The 19,781-nt window shown below is 70.0% G+C and carries 17 protein-coding genes; 12 read left to right on the top strand and 5 right to left on the bottom strand.

Features of this window, described 5'->3' with window-relative positions; genetic code table 11:
• Window positions 1-17 precede the first annotated feature (17 nt).
• The 4 genes from ettA to G6N10_RS07540 all read left to right on the top strand — a co-directional run bounded on the left by ettA (window position 18) and on the right by G6N10_RS07540 (window position 7,935).
• A complete protein-coding gene (ettA, locus tag G6N10_RS07555) occupies window positions 18-1,691 on the top strand; it encodes an energy-dependent translational throttle protein EttA (RefSeq protein ID WP_085100290.1) in 1,674 nt (557 codons plus the stop codon).
• Between the two features lie 274 nt (window positions 1,692-1,965).
• The gene (locus G6N10_RS07550; protein ID WP_085100293.1) at window positions 1,966-6,786 is read left to right on the top strand and encodes an NAD-glutamate dehydrogenase; all 4,821 of its coding nucleotides are present in this window, start codon (window positions 1,966-1,968) and stop codon (window positions 6,784-6,786) included.
• A 43-nt stretch (window positions 6,787-6,829) separates the two neighbouring features.
• Entirely contained in the window at window positions 6,830-7,246 is a 417-nt protein-coding gene (locus G6N10_RS07545; RefSeq protein ID WP_085100296.1) for an acyl-CoA thioesterase, read from the top strand.
• Complete coding sequence (locus tag G6N10_RS07540; RefSeq protein ID WP_085100299.1) at window positions 7,234-7,935, top strand: DUF8010 domain-containing protein; 702 nt, start codon at window positions 7,234-7,236, stop codon at window positions 7,933-7,935. The genes G6N10_RS07545 and G6N10_RS07540 overlap by 13 nt, the downstream gene beginning before the upstream one ends.
• 34 nt (window positions 7,936-7,969) lie before the next feature.
• Here G6N10_RS07540 and G6N10_RS07535 read toward each other — a convergent pair whose 3' ends face one another.
• Window positions 7,970-8,374, bottom strand: coding sequence for a globin (locus G6N10_RS07535; protein WP_197745635.1), 405 nt, complete (start codon window positions 8,372-8,374; stop codon window positions 7,970-7,972).
• Window positions 8,375-8,507: 133 nt separating this feature from the next.
• Here G6N10_RS07535 and G6N10_RS07530 point away from each other — a divergent pair, with 133 nt between their 5' ends.
• The 3 genes from G6N10_RS07530 (at window position 8,508) to G6N10_RS07520 (ending at window position 9,894) form a co-directional block, all read left to right on the top strand.
• Complete coding sequence (locus G6N10_RS07530; RefSeq protein WP_085100302.1) at window positions 8,508-9,143, top strand: HNH endonuclease; 636 nt, start codon at window positions 8,508-8,510, stop codon at window positions 9,141-9,143.
• Window positions 9,144-9,212: 69 nt separating this feature from the next.
• Entirely contained in the window at window positions 9,213-9,440 is a 228-nt protein-coding gene (ctaJ, locus tag G6N10_RS07525) for an aa3-type cytochrome oxidase subunit CtaJ (protein WP_109750645.1), read from the top strand.
• Window positions 9,427-9,894, top strand: coding sequence for a DUF5130 family protein (locus G6N10_RS07520; RefSeq protein ID WP_085100308.1), 468 nt, complete (start codon window positions 9,427-9,429; stop codon window positions 9,892-9,894). The genes ctaJ and G6N10_RS07520 overlap by 14 nt, the downstream gene beginning before the upstream one ends.
• Window positions 9,895-10,017: 123 nt before the next feature.
• On the opposite strand, the gene pepN is transcribed toward G6N10_RS07520, so the two are convergent.
• Entirely contained in the window at window positions 10,018-12,606 is a 2,589-nt protein-coding gene (pepN, locus tag G6N10_RS07515) for an aminopeptidase N (protein WP_085100311.1), read from the bottom strand.
• Between the two features lie 40 nt (window positions 12,607-12,646).
• Window positions 12,647-13,042 carry a DUF732 domain-containing protein gene (locus tag G6N10_RS07510; RefSeq protein ID WP_085100314.1) on the bottom strand — a complete coding sequence of 132 codons (396 nt, stop codon included), beginning with the start codon at window positions 13,040-13,042 and terminating at the stop codon, window positions 12,647-12,649.
• Window positions 13,043-13,359: 317 nt separating this feature from the next.
• Here G6N10_RS07510 and G6N10_RS07505 point away from each other — a divergent pair, with 317 nt between their 5' ends.
• From G6N10_RS07505 to G6N10_RS07495, 3 genes are read left to right on the top strand one after another with little or no spacing between them, the layout of a single operon-like run.
• Window positions 13,360-13,968: a mycothiol-dependent nitroreductase Rv2466c family protein gene (locus tag G6N10_RS07505; protein ID WP_085100771.1), complete on the top strand. Its 609-nt coding sequence runs from the start codon at window positions 13,360-13,362 to the stop codon at window positions 13,966-13,968.
• A 40-nt stretch (window positions 13,969-14,008) separates the two neighbouring features.
• Entirely contained in the window at window positions 14,009-14,488 is a 480-nt protein-coding gene (locus G6N10_RS07500) for a ribose-5-phosphate isomerase (protein WP_085100317.1), read from the top strand.
• Between the two features lie 17 nt (window positions 14,489-14,505).
• Window positions 14,506-15,309, top strand: coding sequence for an Fpg/Nei family DNA glycosylase (locus G6N10_RS07495; RefSeq protein ID WP_085100320.1), 804 nt, complete (start codon window positions 14,506-14,508; stop codon window positions 15,307-15,309).
• Window positions 15,310-15,314: 5 nt separating this feature from the next.
• On the opposite strand, the gene G6N10_RS07490 is transcribed toward G6N10_RS07495, so the two are convergent.
• Window positions 15,315-16,073, bottom strand: coding sequence for a hypothetical protein (locus G6N10_RS07490; protein ID WP_085100323.1), 759 nt, complete (start codon window positions 16,071-16,073; stop codon window positions 15,315-15,317).
• Between the two features lie 16 nt (window positions 16,074-16,089).
• Between G6N10_RS07490 and G6N10_RS07485 the strand changes: the two genes are divergently transcribed.
• Both G6N10_RS07485 and G6N10_RS07480 read left to right on the top strand, forming a co-directional pair.
• Window positions 16,090-17,718: an aspartate:alanine exchanger family transporter gene (locus tag G6N10_RS07485; protein ID WP_085100326.1), complete on the top strand. Its 1,629-nt coding sequence runs from the start codon at window positions 16,090-16,092 to the stop codon at window positions 17,716-17,718.
• 235 nt (window positions 17,719-17,953) lie between these two features.
• The gene (locus G6N10_RS07480; RefSeq protein ID WP_234810687.1) at window positions 17,954-18,409 is read left to right on the top strand and encodes a tyrosine-type recombinase/integrase; all 456 of its coding nucleotides are present in this window, start codon (window positions 17,954-17,956) and stop codon (window positions 18,407-18,409) included.
• An 86-nt stretch (window positions 18,410-18,495) separates the two neighbouring features.
• Here the strand turns inward: G6N10_RS07480 and G6N10_RS07475 are convergent, their stop codons facing one another.
• Window positions 18,496-19,632 carry an LLM class flavin-dependent oxidoreductase gene (locus tag G6N10_RS07475; protein WP_085100774.1) on the bottom strand — a complete coding sequence of 379 codons (1,137 nt, stop codon included), beginning with the start codon at window positions 19,630-19,632 and terminating at the stop codon, window positions 18,496-18,498.
• Between the last annotated feature and the right edge of the window lie 149 nt (window positions 19,633-19,781).

Genomic DNA, 19,781 nt, shown 5'->3' with positions numbered 1-19,781 from the left:
AAAGGCGACACTGCGGCATGGCTGAGTTCATCTACACGATGAAAAAGGTCCGCAAGGCCCACGGCGACAAGGTCATCCTCGATGACGTCACGCTGAATTTCCTGCCCGGCGCGAAGATCGGCGTCGTTGGCCCCAACGGCGCGGGCAAGTCCAGCGTCCTGCGCATCATGGCCGGCCTGGACAAGGCGAACAACGGCGAGGCGTTTCTGGCCACCGGCGCGACGGTGGGGATCCTGCTGCAGGAGCCCCCGCTCGACGACGCCAAGACGGTGCGCGAGAACGTCGAGGAGGGGGTGCCGATCAAGGCCAAGCTCAACCGGTACAACGAGGTCGCCGAGCTGATGGCGACCGACTACACCGACGAGCTGATGGAGGAGATGGGCCGGCTGCAGGAGGAGCTCGACGCCGCCGACGCCTGGGACATCGACTCCCAGCTGGAGCAGGCGATGGACGCGCTGCGCTGCCCGCCGCCGGACGAGCCGGTCACCCACCTCTCCGGCGGTGAGCGCCGTCGCGTCGCGCTGTGCAAGCTGCTGCTGAGCAAGCCGGATCTGCTGCTGCTCGACGAGCCCACCAACCACCTCGACGCCGAGAGCGTGCTGTGGTTGGAGCAGCACCTGGCCAACTACCCGGGCGCCATCCTGGCCGTCACCCACGACCGGTACTTCCTGGACAACGTGGCCGAGTGGATCCTGGAACTCGACCGCGGCCGGGCCTACCCCTACGAAGGCAACTACTCCACCTACCTGGAGAAGAAGGCCGATCGTCTGGAGGTGCAGGGCAAGAAGGACCAGAAGCTGCAGAAGCGGCTCAAGGACGAACTCGCCTGGGTGCGCTCGGGCGCCAAGGCCCGCCAGGCCAAGAACAAGGCCCGCCTGCAGCGCTACGAGGAGATGGCCGCGGAGGCGGAGAAGACCCGCAAGCTCGACTTCGAGGAGATCCAGATCCCGGTCGGGCCGCGACTGGGCAACCTGGTCGTCGAGGTCGAGCACCTGGACAAGGGCTTCGGTGGCCGGCAGCTGATCAAGGACCTGTCCTTCACCCTGCCGCGCAACGGCATTGTCGGCGTGATCGGCCCCAACGGCGTCGGCAAGTCCACCCTGTTCAAGACGATCGTCGGGCTGGAGCAGCCCGACAGCGGCAACGTTCGGGTTGGCGAGACCGTCAAGCTCAGCTACGTCGACCAGGACCGGGCCGGCATCGACCCGAAGAAGACGGTCTGGGAGGTGGTCTCGGACAAGCTGGACCACATCCAGGTCGGGCAGACCGAGATCCCGTCGCGGGCCTATGTCTCGGCGTTCGGGTTCAAGGGACCGGACCAGCAGAAGCCGGCCGGGGTGCTCTCCGGTGGTGAGCGCAACCGGCTGAACCTGGCGCTGACACTCAAGCAGGGCGGCAACCTGATCCTGCTCGACGAGCCCACCAACGACCTGGACGTTGAGACGCTGGGCTCGCTGGAGAACGCACTCGAGCAGTTCCCCGGCTGCGCGGTGGTGATCAGCCACGATCGCTGGTTCCTGGACCGCACCTGTACCCACATCCTGGCGTGGGAGGGTGACGACGACAATCCGGCGAAGTGGTTCTGGTTCGAGGGCAACTTCGGTGCCTACGAGGAGAACAAGGTCGAGCGGCTCGGCGCCGAGGCCGCCCGGCCGCACCGGGTCACCCACCGCAGGCTCACCCGCGACTGAGCTCCCGACAGCAGACACCCCGGTCCCGGCGACCGGGGTGTTTTGCTGTTCGGGGCGGTATCGCCGCGGGCGCAGCATCGCCGTCGGTGCCAGCGCGCTGCCGGCGCAACAGCGCCGCTGCGGCCGCGACGCGGAACTGCGGTTGCCGCAGCACGGGTTTGGGATTCCTGATCCGGCGCCCGAGGGGGCGGCATTAGGGTTGCGTGGGTACCCGTGGGCCGTACTCGCGGCCCCGTCCAACGGCGGACGGTACTCGCATACTCGAGGTGATGCCATGACGGAGAATCCGCAGACGCACGTTGTCGAGGATTGGTCCGATCTGGCGCCCGCCGCGGCCGCCGCCGTTTCCGCCGCCTACGCCGCGACCTACCGCGGCCCGCAGGGCGACGCACCGCAGATCGACGTCGAGGATGCCGAGCGCCCCGGGGCGGTGACCGTGCCCGCCGCGCTGCCTGCCGCGCAGTTTGACCTCGGCCGCCGCCGCGGCCCGGGCCAGACCCTGATCGGCAGCTACCCCGCCGATCAGGCCGGCGGATTCGGGCCGGCACTGCAGGTGGTCACCGACGCCGGTCCGATGGTGATGGACTCGGTGCGGGTGCTGCTGCACCGGCTCGGCGTGGCCTACCTGGCAACCATGAACCCGGTGCTGCGGGTGCGCCGCAATGCCGACGGTGAGCTGCTGGAGCTTGGCCCGGTCGACGGTCGCCACCCCGGCGACGAGGTGTGGATCCACGTCCAGCTCTCGCCGACCGCGTCGCGGTCGGCGCTGGCGGCGGCCTGCGCGCAGCTGCCCGGCGTGCTGGCCGACGCCCATCAGGCGGGTCTGGACGCCGACGCCATGCGCAAGACGATGCTGAACCTGTCCGGCGAGCTGGCCTTCGACGACGGCTCACGGTTCCCCGGGCCCGATCGCGCGGACGTGGCCGCCCTGCTGCGCTGGCTCGCCGACGGCCACTTCGTGCTGCTGGGGTATCAGCGCTGCCCGGTGCGCGATGGGCGCTCGACGGTCGATGCGGGCAGCCGGCTGGGCACCATGCGGCTGCGCACCGAGGTGCTGCCGCAGCTGACCGCCAACGACGAGCTGCTGGTGCTCGCGCACGCGACGGTGCCGAGTTACCTGCGTTACGGCGCCCAGCCCTACATCGTGGTGATCCGCGAACATCCCGACAACCACGCCGTCGAGCACCGGTTCGTCGGACTGTTCACCGTGACGGCGGTCAACACCGATGTGCTCGACCTTCCGCTGATCGCCACCCGGGTGCACGACGCGCTGGCGCTGGCGCAGGCCGACCCGAACAATCCCGGCGCGCTGCTGCTCGATGTGCTGCAGACCATTCCGCGTCCCGAACTGTTCTCGCTGTCGGGCGAGCAGATGTACGACATGGCCCGCACCGTCATCGAGATGGGCTCTCGCCGGCGCACCCTGCTGTTCGCCCGCGTCGACGGGCTCGGGCACTTCGTGTCCTGCCTGGTGTATCTGCCCCGGGACCGCTACACCACCGCGGTGCGGCTGCAGATGCAGGACATCCTGGTCCGCGAGTTCGGTGGCACCGGCATCGAATACTCGGCCCGGGTGAGCGAATCACCCTGGGCGGTGGTGCATTTCACCGTGCGACTGCCCGGTGGAGTGAGCCCCGGCGACATCGACGTGTCGCCGGAGAACGAAACCAGGATCCAGGACCTGCTGACCGCCGCGGCCCGCACCTGGGGGGACCGGCTGCTGCGCGCGGCGGTCGACGGAAAGATCGACCAGGGCAGTGCCGACTATTACGCCGACGCCTTCCCGGAGGCCTATCGGCAGGCCGTCAGCCCGGCCCAGGCGATCGCCGACATCGCGATCGTGGAAGGGCTGCAGGACGATTCGGTCAAGCTGGTGCTCAGCGAACCCGATTCCGACGAGGACGGTGCCACCCTGACCTGGTTCCTGGGCGGGCGCTCGGCGTCGCTGAGCGACCTGTTGCCGATGCTGCAGTGCATGGGTGTGGAGGTGCTCGACGAGCGGCCGTTCGCCGTCACCCGGCCCGATGGGCTTGCGGTGCGGATCTACCAGTTCCGCATCGCGCTGCCGCGGGACATCGCCGGGGCGGGCGAGGCCGACATGAACGCCCGCTTCGCCGACACCGTCACCGCGATCTGGCAGGGCCGGGTCGAAGCCGACCGGTTCAACGAACTGGTGCTGCGCGCCGCGCTGACCTGGCAGCAGGTCGTCGTCATCCGGACGTACGCGAAGTACCTGCGCCAGGCCGGATTTCCGTACAGTCAGAGCTACATCGAATCGGTGCTCACCCACCACCCGGACACCGTCGGCGCACTGGTCGCGCTGTTCGAGGCGATCTTCGACCCGACGCTGGCCGACGAGGAACGGGCCGCCCGGGCCCAGGCCGCCGCCAGCGCCGTCGCCACCGACATCGACGCCCTGGTCAGCATGGACATCGACCGGGTGCTGCGGGCGTTCGCCTCGCTGATCCAGGCCACCCTGCGGACGAACTACTTCGTCACCCGGGCGGATTCGGTCCGCACCCGCGGAGTGCTCGCGATCAAACTGAACCCGACCCTGATCGACGAGTTGCCGCTGCCCCGGCCGAAGTTCGAGATCTTCGTCTATTCACCGTCGGTCGAGGGTGTGCACCTGCGGTTCGGTGCGGTCGCCCGCGGCGGGCTGCGCTGGTCCGATCGCCGGGAGGATTTCCGCACCGAGGTGCTCGGCCTGGTGAAGGCGCAGGCGGTCAAGAACGCGGTCATCGTTCCGGTCGGGGCCAAGGGCGGCTTCGTGGTGAAGAACCCGCCCGCACCCACCGGCGACGCCGCGGCCGACCGCGACGCCGTCCGCGACGAGGGCGTGCGGTGCTACCGGCTGTTCGTCGCCGGCCTGCTGGAGCTGACCGACAACGTCGACCGGGCCACCGGCGCGGTGACTCCGCCGCCGCAGGTGGTCCGCCGCGACGGCGACGACGCCTACCTCGTCGTCGCCGCGGACAAGGGCACCGCGACGTTCTCCGACATCGCCAACGGGGTGGCCGCCGAGTACGGGCACTGGCTCGGCGACGCGTTCGCCTCCGGCGGCTCGGTGGGCTACGACCACAAGGAAATGGGCATCACCGCCAAGGGCGGCTGGGAAAGCGTCAAGCGGCACTTCCGCGAGCTGGGCCAGGACACCCAGCGGGAGGACTTCACCGTCGTCGGCATCGGCGACATGAGCGGCGACGTGTTCGGCAACGGGATGTTGCTCTCCGAGCACATCCGGCTGGTCGCGGCCTTCAACCACCTGCACATTTTCCTCGACCCGGACCCCGACCCCGCCGACTCGCTCGACGAGCGGCAGCGGATGTTTGCGCTGCCCCGATCCAGCTGGGACGACTACGACCGGGCCCGGATCTCCGCCGGCGGCGGCGTGTACAGCCGTCAGCAGAAGGCCATCCCGATCAGCCCGCAGGTCGCCGCCCGGCTGGGACTGGACGAATCGGTCACCGAACTGGCCCCGCCTGCGCTGGTCCGGGCGATCCTGACCGCGCCGGTGGACCTGCTGTGGAACGGCGGCATCGGCACCTACATCAAGGCCGAGGCCGAGGCCGACAGCGATGTCGGCGACCGGGCCAACGACGCCGTGCGGATCAACGGCAACCAGGTCGGGGCCCGGGTCATCGGGGAGGGCGGCAACCTCGGGGTCACCCCCCGCGGCCGCATCGAGGCCAACCTGTGCGGCACCCGGATCAACACCGACGCGCTGGACAACTCCGCCGGCGTAGATTGCTCCGACCACGAGGTCAACATCAAGATTCTGGTCGACGCCCTGGTCACCCAGGGCAAGGTCGATCCGGCCGAGCGTTCCGCGCTGCTGGAGTCGATGACCGACGAGGTCGGCGAGCTGGTGCTGGAGGACAACCGGGCGCAGAACGACCTGATGGGCACCAGCCGGGCCGGCGCGGTCAGCCTGCTCAACGTGCACGCCCGCCAGATCGAGGAACTGGAGACCCGCCGCGACCTCAACCGGGAGCTGGAGGCGTTGCCGAGCAACAAGGTGATCGCCCGCCGGATCGAGAACGGCCAGGGCCTGACCTCGCCGGAGCTGGCCACCCTGATGGCGCACGTCAAGCTCGCGCTCAAGGACGACGTGCTGGCCACCGAGCTGCCCGACCAGGAGGTGTTCACCGCCCGGCTGCCGGAGTACTTCCCGGCCCGGCTGCGCGACCGGTTCGCCGCCGAGATCCGCAACCATCAGCTGCGCCGCGAGATCGTGGCGACCCAGCTGGTCAACGACGTGATCGACACCGCAGGCATCAGCTACGCGTACCGGGTCACCGAGGACACCGGCGTCGACGCGGTCGATGCGGTGCGGGCGTTCGCCGCCGCCGACGCGATCTTCGGCATCGGCGGCACCTGGCGCAGCATCCGGGCGGCCAGCCTGGCGCACCCGATCCCGGTGCACACCTCCGACCGGATGACCCTGGAACTGCGCCGGCTGATCGACCGGGCCGCGCGCTGGCTGGTGAACCACCGCCCGCAACCGCTGGCCGTCGGCGCGGAGATCAACCGGTTCGCCGCCAAGGTCGCCGCGCTGAGGCCGCGGCTGCCGGAATGGCTGCGCGGTCTGGACGCCGACATCGTGGCCAAGCAGACCGGGGAGTTGGTCGCCGACGGGGTGCCCGCCGACCTGGCCCACAACATCGCCACCGATCTCTATCAGTTCAGCCTGCTCGACGTCATCGACATCGCCGACATCACCGACCGGGACCTGGTGGAGGTCGCCGACACCTATTTCGCGCTGCTGGCACACCTGGACACCGACCGGCTGCTGACCGCGGTGTCGGAGCTGCCGCGCGACGACCGCTGGCATGCGCTGGCCCGGCTGGCGCTGCGCGACGACATCTACGCCTCGATCCGGGCACTGACCTTTGACGTGCTGTCGGTGGGCGAACCGGAGGAGACCGGCGAGCAGAAGATCGCCGAGTGGCGCCAGGGCAACAGTGCCCGGCTGGCCCGCGCCAACCGCACCCTCGCCGAGATCGCCGCCGCCGGCGAATTCGATCTCGCTACGCTGTCGGTGGCCGCGCGCCAGATCCGGAACATGACCATTTCGAGTGGGACGGGACAGTAGCGATGAGCAGGAGTCAGTGCCGGGCACGGTCGGGGCAGTCCCGATGACCGCGACCGGGTTCGTCGCCGAGGTGCCGGTGCGTTGGTCGGACATCGACATGTATCAGCACGTCAACCACGCCACCATGGTCACCATCCTGGAGGAGGCCCGGGTGGTGTTCCTCAAGCAGGCGTTCGCCGTCGACATCGCCACCACCGGGCTGCTGATCGCCGACGTCAACGTGGCCTACAAGGGGCAGTTGCGGCTCACCGATTCGCCGCTGCAGGTCACCATGTGGACCAAGCGGCTGCGCGCGGTGGACTTCACCCTCGGCTACGAGGTGCGCTCGGTGCACGCCGAACCGGACTCCCGGCCCGCGGTGATCGCCAGCACCCAGCTGGCGGCGTTCGACATTGAGGAGCAGCGCCTGGTGCGGCTGGCCCCGCATCACCGGGAGTTCCTGCAGCGGTGGGCACGCTAGCCGAACGGGGGCTGTGGCTGCCCGCGGCCGCCGACCGCACCGACCTACGGGTGTTCGCCGAGCGGGCGCTGCGGCTGGACCCGGCCGCGGTGATCCGGCTGCGGGCCCGCGGTGAGGGCCGGGTCGCGGCCTGGGTGGCCACCGGGTTCGATGTGCTGGCGGCCCGCACGCTGGCCGGGCGGGTCCGCCCGGCGGACCTGTGCGCGGGCGCCGACGCGCTGCTGGCCGGGCTCGCCGGCGCCGGCGCCGACGGGCACGTGGATCCGGGCTACCCGATGGACTCGGCCTGGCGTGGCGTGCTGCCGCCCGAGCACGGCTTCGGTCACCTCGACGACGTGCCGGTCGCGGTGCTGCGCGAGCTGGCCCGCAGCGGCGCGGCGCTGGCCAGCGAGCACGGCGCGGCAGGCCCGCCGGTCTCGCTGCTGGACCAGGACGTTCTGACCGTCACCGGCGCGCAGCAGTCCGAGCCGGTCGGGATCCCGATGCGCTGCGTGTTCGCGCTGACCGGGATGGGTTTCGTGGCCGGGGAGGCGGACGGCGGCGGCGTCGATCCGGCCGAGGGCGGTGTCGAGCCGGTCGACGACGGCGAGGTGGTCCGGGTGCGGGTCGCCCCGCTGTGGCTGCGCATCGACGCGCGGTTCGGGTCGGTGTACCGGCGCCGCGGCGACCCGGCACTGGTGCTGCGCTGAGCGCTCAGGGGTGCTGCGCCGAGGGGTGCTGCGCTCAGAACGGCGCGTTGACCATCGCGTCGGCCGCCATGGTCAGGTAATTGAGCAGTTCCTCGCGGTGCGCGTCGTCGAGGGTGGCCGCGTCGATCTCGGCGATGGCGGTCTGCATGCAGCGCAGCCAGGCGTCCCGCTCGATGTAGCCGATCCGGTACGGCACGTGCCGCATCCGCAGCCGCGGATGGCCGCGCTGATCGGAGTAGGTTCGCGGACCGCCCCAGTACTGCTCGAGGAACATCCGCAGCCGGTCCTCGGCGCCGGTCAGGTCTTCCTCCGGATACATCGGGTGCAGCACGTCGTCCTCGGCGACCAGTTGGTAGAACCGGTGCACGATCCGGTCGAAGGTGCGGTGCCCGCCGATCTCGTCGTAGAAGGACTGCTGTGTCTGCTCCATCGGCTCCATTGTGGCCGCGCGGGTTTTCCGCCCGGAACGCAGTCCCCGCGTCACGCGATGTTCAGCCGATTGACCTGCGGACCCCTCGGGAATTGGGGTGCGCGGCGCGGGCATCCGTGGTGGACTGTTCGGCGGAGGATCAATGGTGCACCGGAACCGCAGCCGTGTCCGCCGGGCCACGGTCAGTCGCGTCGGGCCCGTGGCTGCCTCGGTGCTGCACCGGACCGACAACCTTGCGCCGCCCCGCGACCCCGCCGCGGTGTGGGGACGTCGGCGGGTTCTGCTGCTCAACGCCACCTACGAGCCGCTCACCGCGTTGCCGCTGCGCCGGGCCGTGGTGATGCTGCTCGGCGGCAAGGCCGAGATGGTGCACGAGGATCCCAGCGGCGCGTTGATCCACTCGGCCTCCCGCAGTATCGCCATGCCGTCGGTGATCCGGCTGCGGGTCTACGTCCGGGTGCCCTACCGGGCCCGGGTGCCGATGACCCGGGCCGCGCTGATGCGCCGCGACGGCTTCCGCTGCGGCTACTGCGGCGCCAGGGCCGACACCGTCGACCACATCGTGCCGCGCAGCCGCGGCGGCGAGCACAGCTGGGAGAACTGCGTCGCCTGCTGCGCGAAGTGCAACCATCGCAAGGCCGACAAGCTGCTATCGGAGATCGGCTGGACGCTGCACGCGGTGCCGCGGTCGCCGACCGGCCAGCACTGGCGGCTGCTCTCGACGGTGCAGGAGCTCGACCCGTCCTGGGAGCGTTATCTGGGCGACGGCGCGGCGTGACCGCCGATTTGGGGGTCCTGGCCTGGTGGCGGGCCGGCGTGGGTTAGATTTGTGCCCGTGAGCACCGCAATGACGCACATGATCATCGGGGGCGTTCCGGTCGCCCTCTACGTCGTGTTGTACCTGCTGATCTGGGCCAAGAAGCCCAAGCGGGTGCCCGAGTACCAGATGTCCGAGAAGTGGACCTACGGCCCGATTCTGTGGGCCGCCACCGACGAGGTCGTCGGTGCGGGACACGGGCATGGGCACGGCGGGCACGACTACACCGTGGGAGGTAGCGCAAGTGGCAAGTGGTAACGCGCCCGTCGCGTCGAGCGAGGGTCTGCCCCTGGGCTATGCGGTGACCTCCAGCGGCCGGATCTCCGGGGTCTGCGACCCCAGTGAGCAGTGCGAGAACTACCCGTTCTCGATCGCCGATCGGATCAAGCTCGACGAGGCCCTCAAGTGGGGGACCCGCGCGTCGAAGGCCCGGTTCGCGGTGTACATCGGCAACCTGGGTTCCAACCCCACCGACGCGGCCGGCAAGGCACTGGGCCGGGTTCCGACCCCCGACGACGCGCTGCTGCTGGCGGTGTCGCCGAACCAGCGGATCATCGAGGTGGTCTACGGCGCGAACCTGCGCGGCCGCGGCGCCGAGCAGGCCGCGACCCTGGGCGTCGCCGCTGCCAAGAGCGGTTTCGCCGAGGGCAACCTGATCGACGGTCTGGTCAGCGCCATCCGGGTGATGTCGGCGGCGATCGCGCGCCCCTGACCCAAGCCATAAGGGCGGCCCCACCGTATTCGGTGGGGCCGCCCTTTTTGCTCTGCTGCCGCCGAGCGCTCACCCCGGTACGCGACGCGCCGGTTTTCTGTACACCGATGAGCGCTCGCGGGGTCAGGGTGCGCTGTCGGCGGCGCGGGCCCGCAGCGCGCGCTCGACGCCCGCGCGGCCCTCGGACACGAGTCGGCGCAGCGCCGACGGCAACTCCGGGTCGGCCAGGAAGGCGTCCGCGGCGTCCAGGCCGGACCGGCTGATGTCCCAGGACGGATACAGCCCGATCACCACGGTCTGCGCCACCTCGCTGGAGCGACGCTGCCACACCCCGGCCACCTCCGCGAAGTACCGCTCGGTGAACGGCGTCAGCAGCTCGGCCTGCCCGGGCGCGACGAAGCCGCCGATGATCGCGCGGGCGGTGATGTTGGCCAGGGTGTCGTCCTCGAAGACCTGTGTCCAGGCGGCCGCCTTGACCTCGGCCTGCGGGCGGGCGGCGGCCGCCGCCGCGGCGCTGCGCCGGCCGGCCGCGGTGTCGTCGCGGGCCGCCTCGGCGTCCAGGAACGGCGTGGCCGACCCGTCGGCGTCGACGTGACCGGCGCCGGCCAGTGCGGTGACGATGCGCCAGCGCAGGTCGGTGTCGATCTGCAGGCCGTCCAGGCCCGCATCGGCCGGGTCGGAGTCCAGCAGATCGGCCAGCAGCGTGACGTGCCGGGTGGACAGCACCGAGGTGCACAGCGCGTTGATGAACGCCAACTGGTGATCCGAACCCGGTCCGGCGGTGTGCGCGAGGGCCACCAGCCGGTCGGCGAAGGCCGGCCAGCCCTCGGCCCGGGCCCACTGCGGATCGGCGTAGGACCCGAGCGCGGTCTGGGCCTGCAACAGCAGCCGCTGGGCCACGCCCACCTCGGTCTCGGCGGCGATGCCGCCGGTCACCAGTGCGACGAAATCGCGGGCCTTGAGCTCGGCGTCGCGGGTCATCTCCCAGGCCGCCGACCAGGCCAGGGTGCGCGGCAGCGGCTCGGCGATGTCGCCGATCCGGGTCAGCAGCGTCTCCAGGGAGCCCGGATCCAGTCGCATCGAGCAGTAGGTCAGGTCGTCGTCGTTGACCAGGATCAGTTTCCCGCGTGAAATCCACTGCAGCGCAGGAACTTCGGTCACCGGCCCGTCGACGTCGAGTTCCTCGCGGTGCACCCGGACCAGCTTGCCGGAGCCGTCGTCGTCGTAGACGCCGACCGCCAGCCGGTGCACCCGGGTCTCCCCGGCGCCCGGCGCCGCACCGCCCTGTTCGATGGCGAACCGGGTGAACCGGCCGTCGTCGTCGAGCTCGAACACCGGGCGCAGCGTGTTCAGCCCGGTGGTCTTGAGCCACTGCCTGCCCCAGTCGGACAGGTCGCGGCCCGACGAACGCTCCAGTGCGCCAAGCAGATCGGCGAACGTCGCGTTGCCGAACGCGTGGTCGGCGAAGTAGCTGCGCAGGCCCGCCAGGAACGGCTCCAGCCCGACGTAGGCGACCAGTTGCTTGAGCACGCTGGCGCCCTTGGCGTAGGTGATGCCGTCGAAATTGACCTCCACGGCGTGCAGATCGGGAATGTCGGCGGCCACCGGGTGGGTCGAGGGCAGCTGATCCTGGCGGTAGGCCCAGGACTTCTCCACATTGGCGAAGGTGGTCCAGGCCTGGGTGTACTCGGTGGCGGCGGCCTGGCACAGCACCGAGGCGAAGGTGGCGAAGGACTCGTTGAGCCACAGGTCATCCCACCAGCGCATGGTCACCAGATCGCCGAACCACATGTGTGCCATCTCGTGCAGCACGGTCTCGGCGCGGCGTTCGTAGGAATACCGGGTGACCTTGGACCGGAAGACGTAGTCCTCCAGGAAGGTCACCGCGCCGGCGTTCTCCATGGCGCCGGCGTTGAACTCCGGCACGAACAGCTGGTCGTACTTGCCGAACGCGTACGGCACGCCAAAGTTGCTGTGGTAGAAGCCGAAACCCTGCTTGGTCTCGGTGAACAGCCGCTCATGGTCCATGTACTGCGCCAGCGAGGCGCGGCAGAACAGTCCCAGTGGGATCTCGCCATGGGCGTCGCGGTACATATCGCGCCACACCGCGTACGGCCCGGCGATCAGCGCGACCAGGTAGGTGCTCATCGCCGGGGTGGTGGCGAAGGTGTGCACGGTGCCTGCCGCGCCGGGCTCGGCGGTCAGCGTCGCGCCGTTGGAGATCACCTGCCAGTGCGCCGGTGCGGTCACGGTGATGTCGAAGGTCGCCTTGATGTCCGGTTGGTCGAAGCAGGCGAACATCCGCTTGGCGTCGGCGGTCTCGAACTGCGAATACAGGTAGACCTCGCCGTCGACCGGGTCGACGAACCGGTGCAGGCCCTCGCCGGTGTTGGAATAGCGGCAGTCCGCCCGGACCTCAACGACGTTGTGCGCGGCCAGCCCGCGCAGCGGGATGCCGGTGGACTCGTCGTAGCCCGAGACGTCGATCGGGTGCCCGTTGAGGGTCGCGCCGCGCACGGTGTCGGCGGCCAGGTCGAGGTAGCTGTCGGCGCCGGGCAGCGCGTCGAACTCGACGGTGGTGACCGAGGAGAAGGTGTGCTCGCCGGGTCCGCCGGCGCCGTCGGTCAGGTCGAGGTGGATGCGGTAGCTGTCAACGGTGACCAGTGCGGCGCGTTCGACCGCCTGGTCCCGGGTCAGATTGGGAAGTGCCACGGGGACCCACCCTAGTCGTGGCCGGGGGAGGATTCCGGCGCTACAGGCCGGGGATGTTCATCCCGCGCAGCATCGAGAGCTGATCGACGAACGAGCCGTCGGCGACCCGGGAGATCATCTGCGGGCAGTAGTGCTGGATGGCCAGGCCCGCGAAGAAACCGGCCAGGGCCGGCGGCACGCCGCCCTGACGGGCCGTCGCGGCGGCCTCGACGAACGACGAGCCCGGCTTGACCAGCGCCGGGCAGATCGACTGGCCCAGCGCGACGGTGGTGTTGGTGTCGCGGGCGCCCATCCCGGCGTTGCTCAGCGCGGCCAGAAAGTCGTGGTCGTTCTCGTTGTCGGCCTGCGCCGGCGCGGCGGTCAGCAGGGTGATACCGGTGGCCAGCGCCGCGGTTGCGGTCAGCGCGCGGGCGGCGGTGCGGCGAAGAACGGGCATGGGCGGGTCTCCTCGTGCGGCTCGGGGTCTGTCACGGGCCCCGGACGCGGTGGGGTCTCACTCGGGTAACAGATGTCGCTCCGGTAACAATGGCGTGCTTAAGTAACAGGAACAACACGATTTGATCGAGTCTTGCAAACAATGCGTGTCGACGATAGCCGATTCGTTGCCGGATTGATCTCCGCGCACGCTTGTCCCGGGGCCGCGAGCGCGGGGGACGAGCGGGCGGGGGACCGTGCCGCCCCCGGGCGGGAACATCGGCCGCCGGACCCGAGTTGTGCACAGTTGAGGCCACCGCCACCGAGAGGATCGCGACCATGTCAGAGAAGTCCCGCGCCGATTTCTGGTTCGACCCGCTGTGCCCGTGGTGCTGGATCACCTCGCGCTGGATCATGGAGGTCGAGAAGGTCCGCGACATCGAGGTCAGCTTCCACGTGATGAGCCTGGCGGTGCTCAACGAGGGCCGCGAGCTGTCTCCGGAGTACCAGGAGCTGATGGCCCGCGCGTGGGGCCCGGTGCGGGTGGCGATCGCCGCCGAGCAGACCGTCGGACCGCAGGCGTTGGCGCCGCTGTACACCGCGCTGGGCACCCGGATCCACAACCAGGGCAACAAGGACCTCGACGCCGTCATCGCCGAATCGCTGGCCGAGGCCGGCCTGCCGGCCGAGTTGGCCGCCGCGGCCACCGTCACCGACTACGACGAGGCGCTGCGCACCAGCCACCACGCCGGCATGGACGCCGTCGGCACCGACGTCGGCACCCCCACCATCCACGTCAACGGGGTGGCCTTCTTCGGCCCGGTGCTGTCCCGGATCCCGCGCGGCGAGCAGGCCGGCAAACTGTGGGACGCATCGGTGACGTTTGCCTCCTACCCGCACTTCTGGGAACTCAAGCGGTCCCGCAGCGAGGCGCCCGAGTTCGACTGACCCGTCGGACCGCCAAACCCGGCGCGTTAGGGTTACCCGCATGCGCGTCTACCTCGGTGCCGACCACGCCGGCTACGAACTCAAGCAGGCCATCATCGAGCACCTCACCAAGACCGGCCACGAGCCCGTCGACTGCGGTGCCTTCGAATACGACGCCGTCGACGACTACCCGGCGTTCTGCATCGATGCCGCCCGGCGCACCGTCGCCGACCCCGGCAGCCTGGGCATCGTGCTCGGCGGCTCCGGCAACGGCGAGCAGATCGCGGCCAACAAGGTGCCCGGCGCCCGCTGCGCGCTGGCCTGGAGCACCGAGACCGCGGCGCTGGCCCGCCAGCACAACAATGCCCAGCTGATCGGCATCGGCGGCCGGATGCACTCGACCGAGGAGGCGCTGGCCATCGTCGACACCTTCCTGGCCACCCCGTGGTCGGACGAGGAGCGCCACCAGCGCCGCATCGACATCCTCGAGGAGTACGACCAGACCCGGATCGCCCCGCCGGTCCCCGGCGCCCCCGCCTGACCTCGCGGCGGTAGGCCATGCCCGAGGGCCACGTCCTGCACCGACTGGCGCGGCTGCACCAACGGCGCTACGGCGGCCAACCGGTGCGCGTCGGCAGCCCGCAGGGCCGATTCAGCGAGGGCGCGGCGGCCGTCGACGGCCGGGTGCTGCGCCGCGCCGACGCCTGGGGCAAGCACCTGTTCCACCACTACGAGCCCGGGCTGGTGGTGCACGTGCACCTCGGCATCTACGGCGCGTTCAGTGAGTTCGGCCTCGACGGGGACGGGCCGCCCGACCCGGTCGGGCAGGTGCGGATGCGGATGCTCGGCACCGACTACGGCACCGACCTGCGCGGACCGATGGTCTGCGAGGTGATCGACGAGGGCGGCGTCGCCGGCGTACTGGACCGGCTCGGACCCGACCCGCTGCGCGCCGACGCCGACCCCGAGGCGGCCCGCACCCGGGTCGGCCGGTCCCGGCGCAGCATCGGCTCGCTGCTGATGGACCAATCGGTGTTCGCCGGCGTCGGCAACATCTACCGCAGCGAGGTGCTGTTCCGGCACGGCATCGACCCGGCCCGACCCGGCACCTCGATCGACGCCGCGGAGTTCGACGCGATCTGGGCCGACCTGGTCGCGCTGATGAAGATCGGGCAGCGGCGCGGCCAGATCGTCGTGGTGCGGCCGGAAGATGACCACGGCGCGCCGTCCTATCGGGCGGGCCGGCCACGCACCTACGTCTACCGGCGCGCGGGCGAGGCCTGCCGGATCTGCGGATCGCCGGTGCTGACCACCGAGTTGGAGGGCCGCAACCTGTTCTGGTGCCCGAGCTGCCAGAGCTGACCGGCTCAGAAACCGCCGAAGTCGCCGAAGTCCCCGACGTCGCCGCCGCCGAAGTCCCAGCCGCCGTCGAGCCCCTCGCCGTCGAATCCGTCCGGGTCGGCGCCGGGGTCGGTGTCCGGGTCGAGTCCGGCCGAGACGCCCTGCTCGTAACCGGTGCCGGGCATCCCGGAGAACAGCGCGTCGAACAGCACCAGCGAGCCGATGCCCCACGCCCCGGCGATCAGCGCGGTCTTCCACCACGGTTCGGAGTACCAGCCGGCCGGGATCTGGCGGCCGGCCACCTGACCGCCCGGGTAGTAGTTCGGGGTGCGGGCCGACGGCCGGGGGGAGGCCGCGATGCGATGACCGTCCACCTCGACGACGCGTTCCTCGGTGACTGCGCCGGCGCCGTGCTGGCCGCTCAGCGACTCCAGCTCCGGACCCGGATCCATGTCCATCGCGGTGCGCGCCGCCCGCACGTAATACAGCCCCTCCAGCGCGCTCTGCTTGGCCAGCTGCGCCTGGGTGGTGGTGTCGGCTCGGTCGATCTGGGCCGAGGCGGCGGTGAACCGTTCGGCGGCATCGGCCAGGGCCTGCCGGGACGCGTCGTCCGATCCGGTCAGGTTGAGCACCTGGCCGCCGAGGCGTTCGATGACCCGGCGAGCGTCGGCCTGCGCGTCGGCCAGCTGCACCGCGGCGCGGCCGGCGGCCCGCGACGACGCCCACATCCACAGCGCCACCGCTCCGACCAGCAGCACAACCAGCAGAACCAGCCCGTTGCCCATGGCTTCGAGCCTACCGATGCGGCGGGGGCGGGATAGGGTCGAGAACCGAACCCGGGAGGTCGCCACGGTCGCGCTGCTGCAGTTCCTGTCCGATCAGCCGCTGATCACCATCGCCGTGGTCATCATGCTCGGCGCCGGACTGGGCGCGCTGTCGATTCGCGGTGTCGCGCTCGGCACCGCCGGAATCCTGTTCGTGGCCCTCGGCGTGGCGGCCTGGGGCGCCCACCTCGGCATCACCATCGCGATCCCGGAAAACGTCGGCTCCTTCGGACTGGCCCTGTTCGCGTTTGCGACCGGGGTGATCTCCGGGCCCGGTTTCTTCGCCGCGATCCGCACCGCCTGGCCGCTGATGCTGGCGGTGGCCGCGGTCATCTTCGCCGCGGCCGCGGCGACCCTCGGGGCCGGCCGGCTGTTCGGCCTCGACCAGCAGGCGATCGCCGGGGTGTTCGCCGGCTCGCAGACCAACACCCCGGCGCTCGCGGCCGTCGGCGGCGGGGCCGAGGCCACCGTCGGCTACGCCTGCGCCTACCTGTTCGGCGTGCTGGCCATGCTGGCGGCGGCCGCCCTGGCGCTCAAGCGGGCGCCCACCGACACCGACGCCCCGCAGCCGTTGGTCGGGGTGACCATCCGGGTCGACCGCGACGGGCCGCTGCCCGCCCTCGAGGTGCGCCGCCAAGTCGGCGAACACATCAAGCTGGTCCGGGTGTGCCGGGCGGGCCACTCCACCGTCGAGGCCGTTGCCCCCGACACCGTGCTGGGTCTTGGTGATCTGGTGTCGGTGATCGGCACCGACGACGGCGTCGACGCCGTCGTCGCGGTGCTCGGGCACCGCTCCGACCACGACCTGACCTCCGACCGCTCGGAGCTGGACTTCCGCCGGATCACCCTGTCCAATCCGCGCTATGCGGGGCGGACCGTGGCCGGGTTGCGGCTGGTCGCCCGCTACGGCGCGACGGTGTCGCGGGTGCGCCGCGGCGACGTCGATCTGGTCAGCACCCCGGATCTGCGACTGCAGCTGGGGGACCGGCTGCGGGTGGTCTCCCCGCCCGAGCACATGGACGCCGTCACCGCGCTGCTCGGCGACTCCAGCCGCGGCCTGACCACGCTGGCCCCGCTGGCGCTGGGCGGCGGGCTGGCGCTGGGCCTGGCGATCGGGCTGATCCCGATTCCGCTGCCCGGCGGCCTGACCGTCTCGATCGGTGCGGCCGCCGGGACGCTGCTGGTCGGGCTGGTGATGGGCCGGATTCGCCGGATCGGTCCGGTGCTGACGACCATGCCGGTCGTCTCGGCGACGGTGCTCGCCGAGATCGGGCTGATGGTGTTTCTGGCCTACGCCGGGTGCAAGGCCGGCTCGATGATCGGTGTGGCGTTCGGCTCCGGCGAGGTGGTGAAGCTGGTCGCGGTCGGCGCGGTGGCCTCGACGGTGGTCGCCGGCGGCGGCTATGCGCTGACCCGATGGGCGTTCCGGCTCGGCGGGGTGCGCAGCGCCGGGGTGCTCGGCGGGCTGCAGACCCAGCCGGCCATCCTCGGTTTCGCCAACGAGCGCACCGGCTACGACGCCCGGGTGCCGTTGGGATACGCGCTGGTGTACCCGGCGGCGATGATCATCAAGGTGATCGCCGCCCAGGTGCTGGTGCTGCTGTAGTCCCGGTGCCTGCCGACGGGGGCCCCGGAGCAGCGCGCACAATTGGGGAGTTTTCGTGGGGTCCAAATGGATAATCCATCTGGACCCCCAGAATTTGCCCCATTTGTGCGCGGCTCGGCTGGCATCGGCCCCAGCGAGGCCGCGCACCGGACTCAGCGGGCGCGCGACATTGCTGTGCGGGTTCCGGAGACCGCCCTGGCTCGGGGCGAGCGCGCCGTTGTTCCCATCGGTCGTCTTGAAGGCGCAACGACAGACCGGCGCCAAGAACCCCGTAGGCGCGTCGGCAACGACCCAAGCGGCAGCCCTGGCCAACCTCACGGTCCAGGAAGCAGGGGAGCGGTTGACGCTCGACTGGACCCAGCCCTACCGGCACGCCACCTTCTACAAGGCCGTGTTCCGGCCTGCGGTAGTGCGGGCTATTCGGGCCGCGACGGGGTTGAAGGATGAGGCCGCAGCACCACCCCCAGGGCTCACGTGGCACGCGCTCCGACACACCTACGCGAGCCTGATGATCGCGGCGGGACGACCACCGTTGGAGGTTGCCCGGTTCATGGGTCACGCGAAGGTCACCACGACGCTCGGGGTCTACGCCCATTTGTACGAGGACGGCCACGTTGACGCGATGGCGGCACTTGGAGCAATGGAGGCCGAGCCGAGATGCGGCCCGAACGTGGTGTCGCTCTGGGGTTAGGCGGTGTCGAACCGGGGTGCCAGGCGAACCGAGATCGACGACTGGCTAAATCTTTGGGAGGGAGAAAGATTCGAAAAGCGGTATCCTCACATCTTGCGGATTCGCCGCAGTATCTGCACGAAGGGCAGCGCCGCCTTGAGGCCCCGACTCAGCTTTTCTTGCATACTACTTGCATTGATGAGCACTGGATATCGAACACCGTGCTCGCGCCACACGGAGATCCGATCCACAACCTCGTCAGGCGTCCCCGTCAGAACGAACTGCTTGATCAGGGACGTCGGCACTGCTGCCGCGTACGCCAGCGCGCTCTGCTCATCGAAGGTTTGCGGCAAGATGTCTTGGAAGCCTCCGAAGTTCTCGCCAAGCGGGTGCTGCACGCCGTGCTCGGCCCATGCCCAGGCGGGAATGTTGAGGGCGAATGCTCGTATGAGCACCGAGTTCAACGCTTCATCGACTTCATCGGAGCTGCGGCCGGTTACAACGAACTGGGTGTTCGCCGGAGTGATCGATTGTGGGTCGCGGTTCGCGTCGTCGGCGGCCTCCCGAACCTTCTGCAGCCCTTCTCCGTACTGTTCGGGGCTCACAATTCCCACCGGGAACCACGCATCGGCATAACGACCGGTTGCGCGGAGCATTCGCGGGCCGTGCGAGGCAATCCAGATTTCGGGCCACTTGCCCTTGTACGGCGGCAGCCTGAATGAAGCGTTTTTCAGAGGAAACCACTCTGAATCGCGGTCTACCAGTTGCCCATTCGAGTCCCACAGTGCGCGAATGGTTGCCATGGCTTCTTCGAACCTCGCTACCGGCTTGGACCAGTCGACACCATATGGCTCGTTGCCTTCGCGCTCGCCGGTTCCGATTCCTAGAATCGTTCGGCCGCGGGTCATCAGATGCAGGGTTGCCGCGGCCTGGGCGGTCACGGCCGGATTTCGTCGACCCGTATCGGTAACCGCAGTTCCCAAGAGCGGCCGTTGGTACCGGTGGCGTCCGGCGAGGTACCCGAGCGCCGTCCACGGTTCCACTACTGCGTCGATGTTTGGTATCCACTTCGCCGCGCCACTGTGCTTTGTCGTCATCAACGATTGCGGTAATAGGTTGTTGAGATGGTCTGGCAACCAGAAGGAATCTGCACCGCCTAATTTGGCGGTCCGATAGCCCGATTCGACGACTGCCATCGGCCCCAACCGGCTATGCAATGTCTGTTCACACACACCGAACTTCATGGCGGCTCCCCTGGCCAAGATCTGTGCGGAAAAGTATGACATCGCGTGCGGTCGGGATAGACCCCAATTCGGTCGATCAAGATCGCTGCGGCCGCGACGCGCCCGCCTCGGGTACGGGACCGAAACGGGACCGGATAGCCGGTCGAACG

The organism is Mycolicibacterium fallax, assembly GCF_010726955.1.
In the GTDB taxonomy this organism is placed as follows: Bacteria; Actinomycetota; Actinomycetes; order Mycobacteriales; family Mycobacteriaceae; genus Mycobacterium; species Mycobacterium fallax.
This window is presented reverse-complemented; position numbering and strand designations above follow the sequence as displayed.

Coding starts and splice junctions, on each gene's coding strand:
- G6N10_RS07535 (WP_197745635.1), bottom strand. CDS start 8,374: ATGGAGCCGATGGAGCAGACACAGCAGTCCTTCTACGACGAGATCGGC.
- G6N10_RS07510 (WP_085100314.1), bottom strand. CDS start 13,042: ATGCCCGTTCTTCGCCGCACCGCCGCCCGCGCGCTGACCGCAACCGCG.
- G6N10_RS07495 (WP_085100320.1), top strand. CDS start 14,506: ATGCCCGAGGGCCACGTCCTGCACCGACTGGCGCGGCTGCACCAACGG.
- G6N10_RS07550 (WP_085100293.1), top strand. CDS start 1,966: ATGACGGAGAATCCGCAGACGCACGTTGTCGAGGATTGGTCCGATCTG.
- ctaJ (WP_109750645.1), top strand. CDS start 9,213: ATGACGCACATGATCATCGGGGGCGTTCCGGTCGCCCTCTACGTCGTG.
- G6N10_RS07490 (WP_085100323.1), bottom strand. CDS start 16,073: ATGGGCAACGGGCTGGTTCTGCTGGTTGTGCTGCTGGTCGGAGCGGTG.
- G6N10_RS07505 (WP_085100771.1), top strand. CDS start 13,360: ATGTCAGAGAAGTCCCGCGCCGATTTCTGGTTCGACCCGCTGTGCCCG.
- G6N10_RS07475 (WP_085100774.1), bottom strand. CDS start 19,632: ATGAAGTTCGGTGTGTGTGAACAGACATTGCATAGCCGGTTGGGGCCG.
- G6N10_RS07500 (WP_085100317.1), top strand. CDS start 14,009: ATGCGCGTCTACCTCGGTGCCGACCACGCCGGCTACGAACTCAAGCAG.
- G6N10_RS07530 (WP_085100302.1), top strand. CDS start 8,508: ATGGTGCACCGGAACCGCAGCCGTGTCCGCCGGGCCACGGTCAGTCGC.
- G6N10_RS07485 (WP_085100326.1), top strand. CDS start 16,090: ATGCGGCGGGGGCGGGATAGGGTCGAGAACCGAACCCGGGAGGTCGCC.
- ettA (WP_085100290.1), top strand. CDS start 18: ATGGCTGAGTTCATCTACACGATGAAAAAGGTCCGCAAGGCCCACGGC.
- G6N10_RS07545 (WP_085100296.1), top strand. CDS start 6,830: ATGACCGCGACCGGGTTCGTCGCCGAGGTGCCGGTGCGTTGGTCGGAC.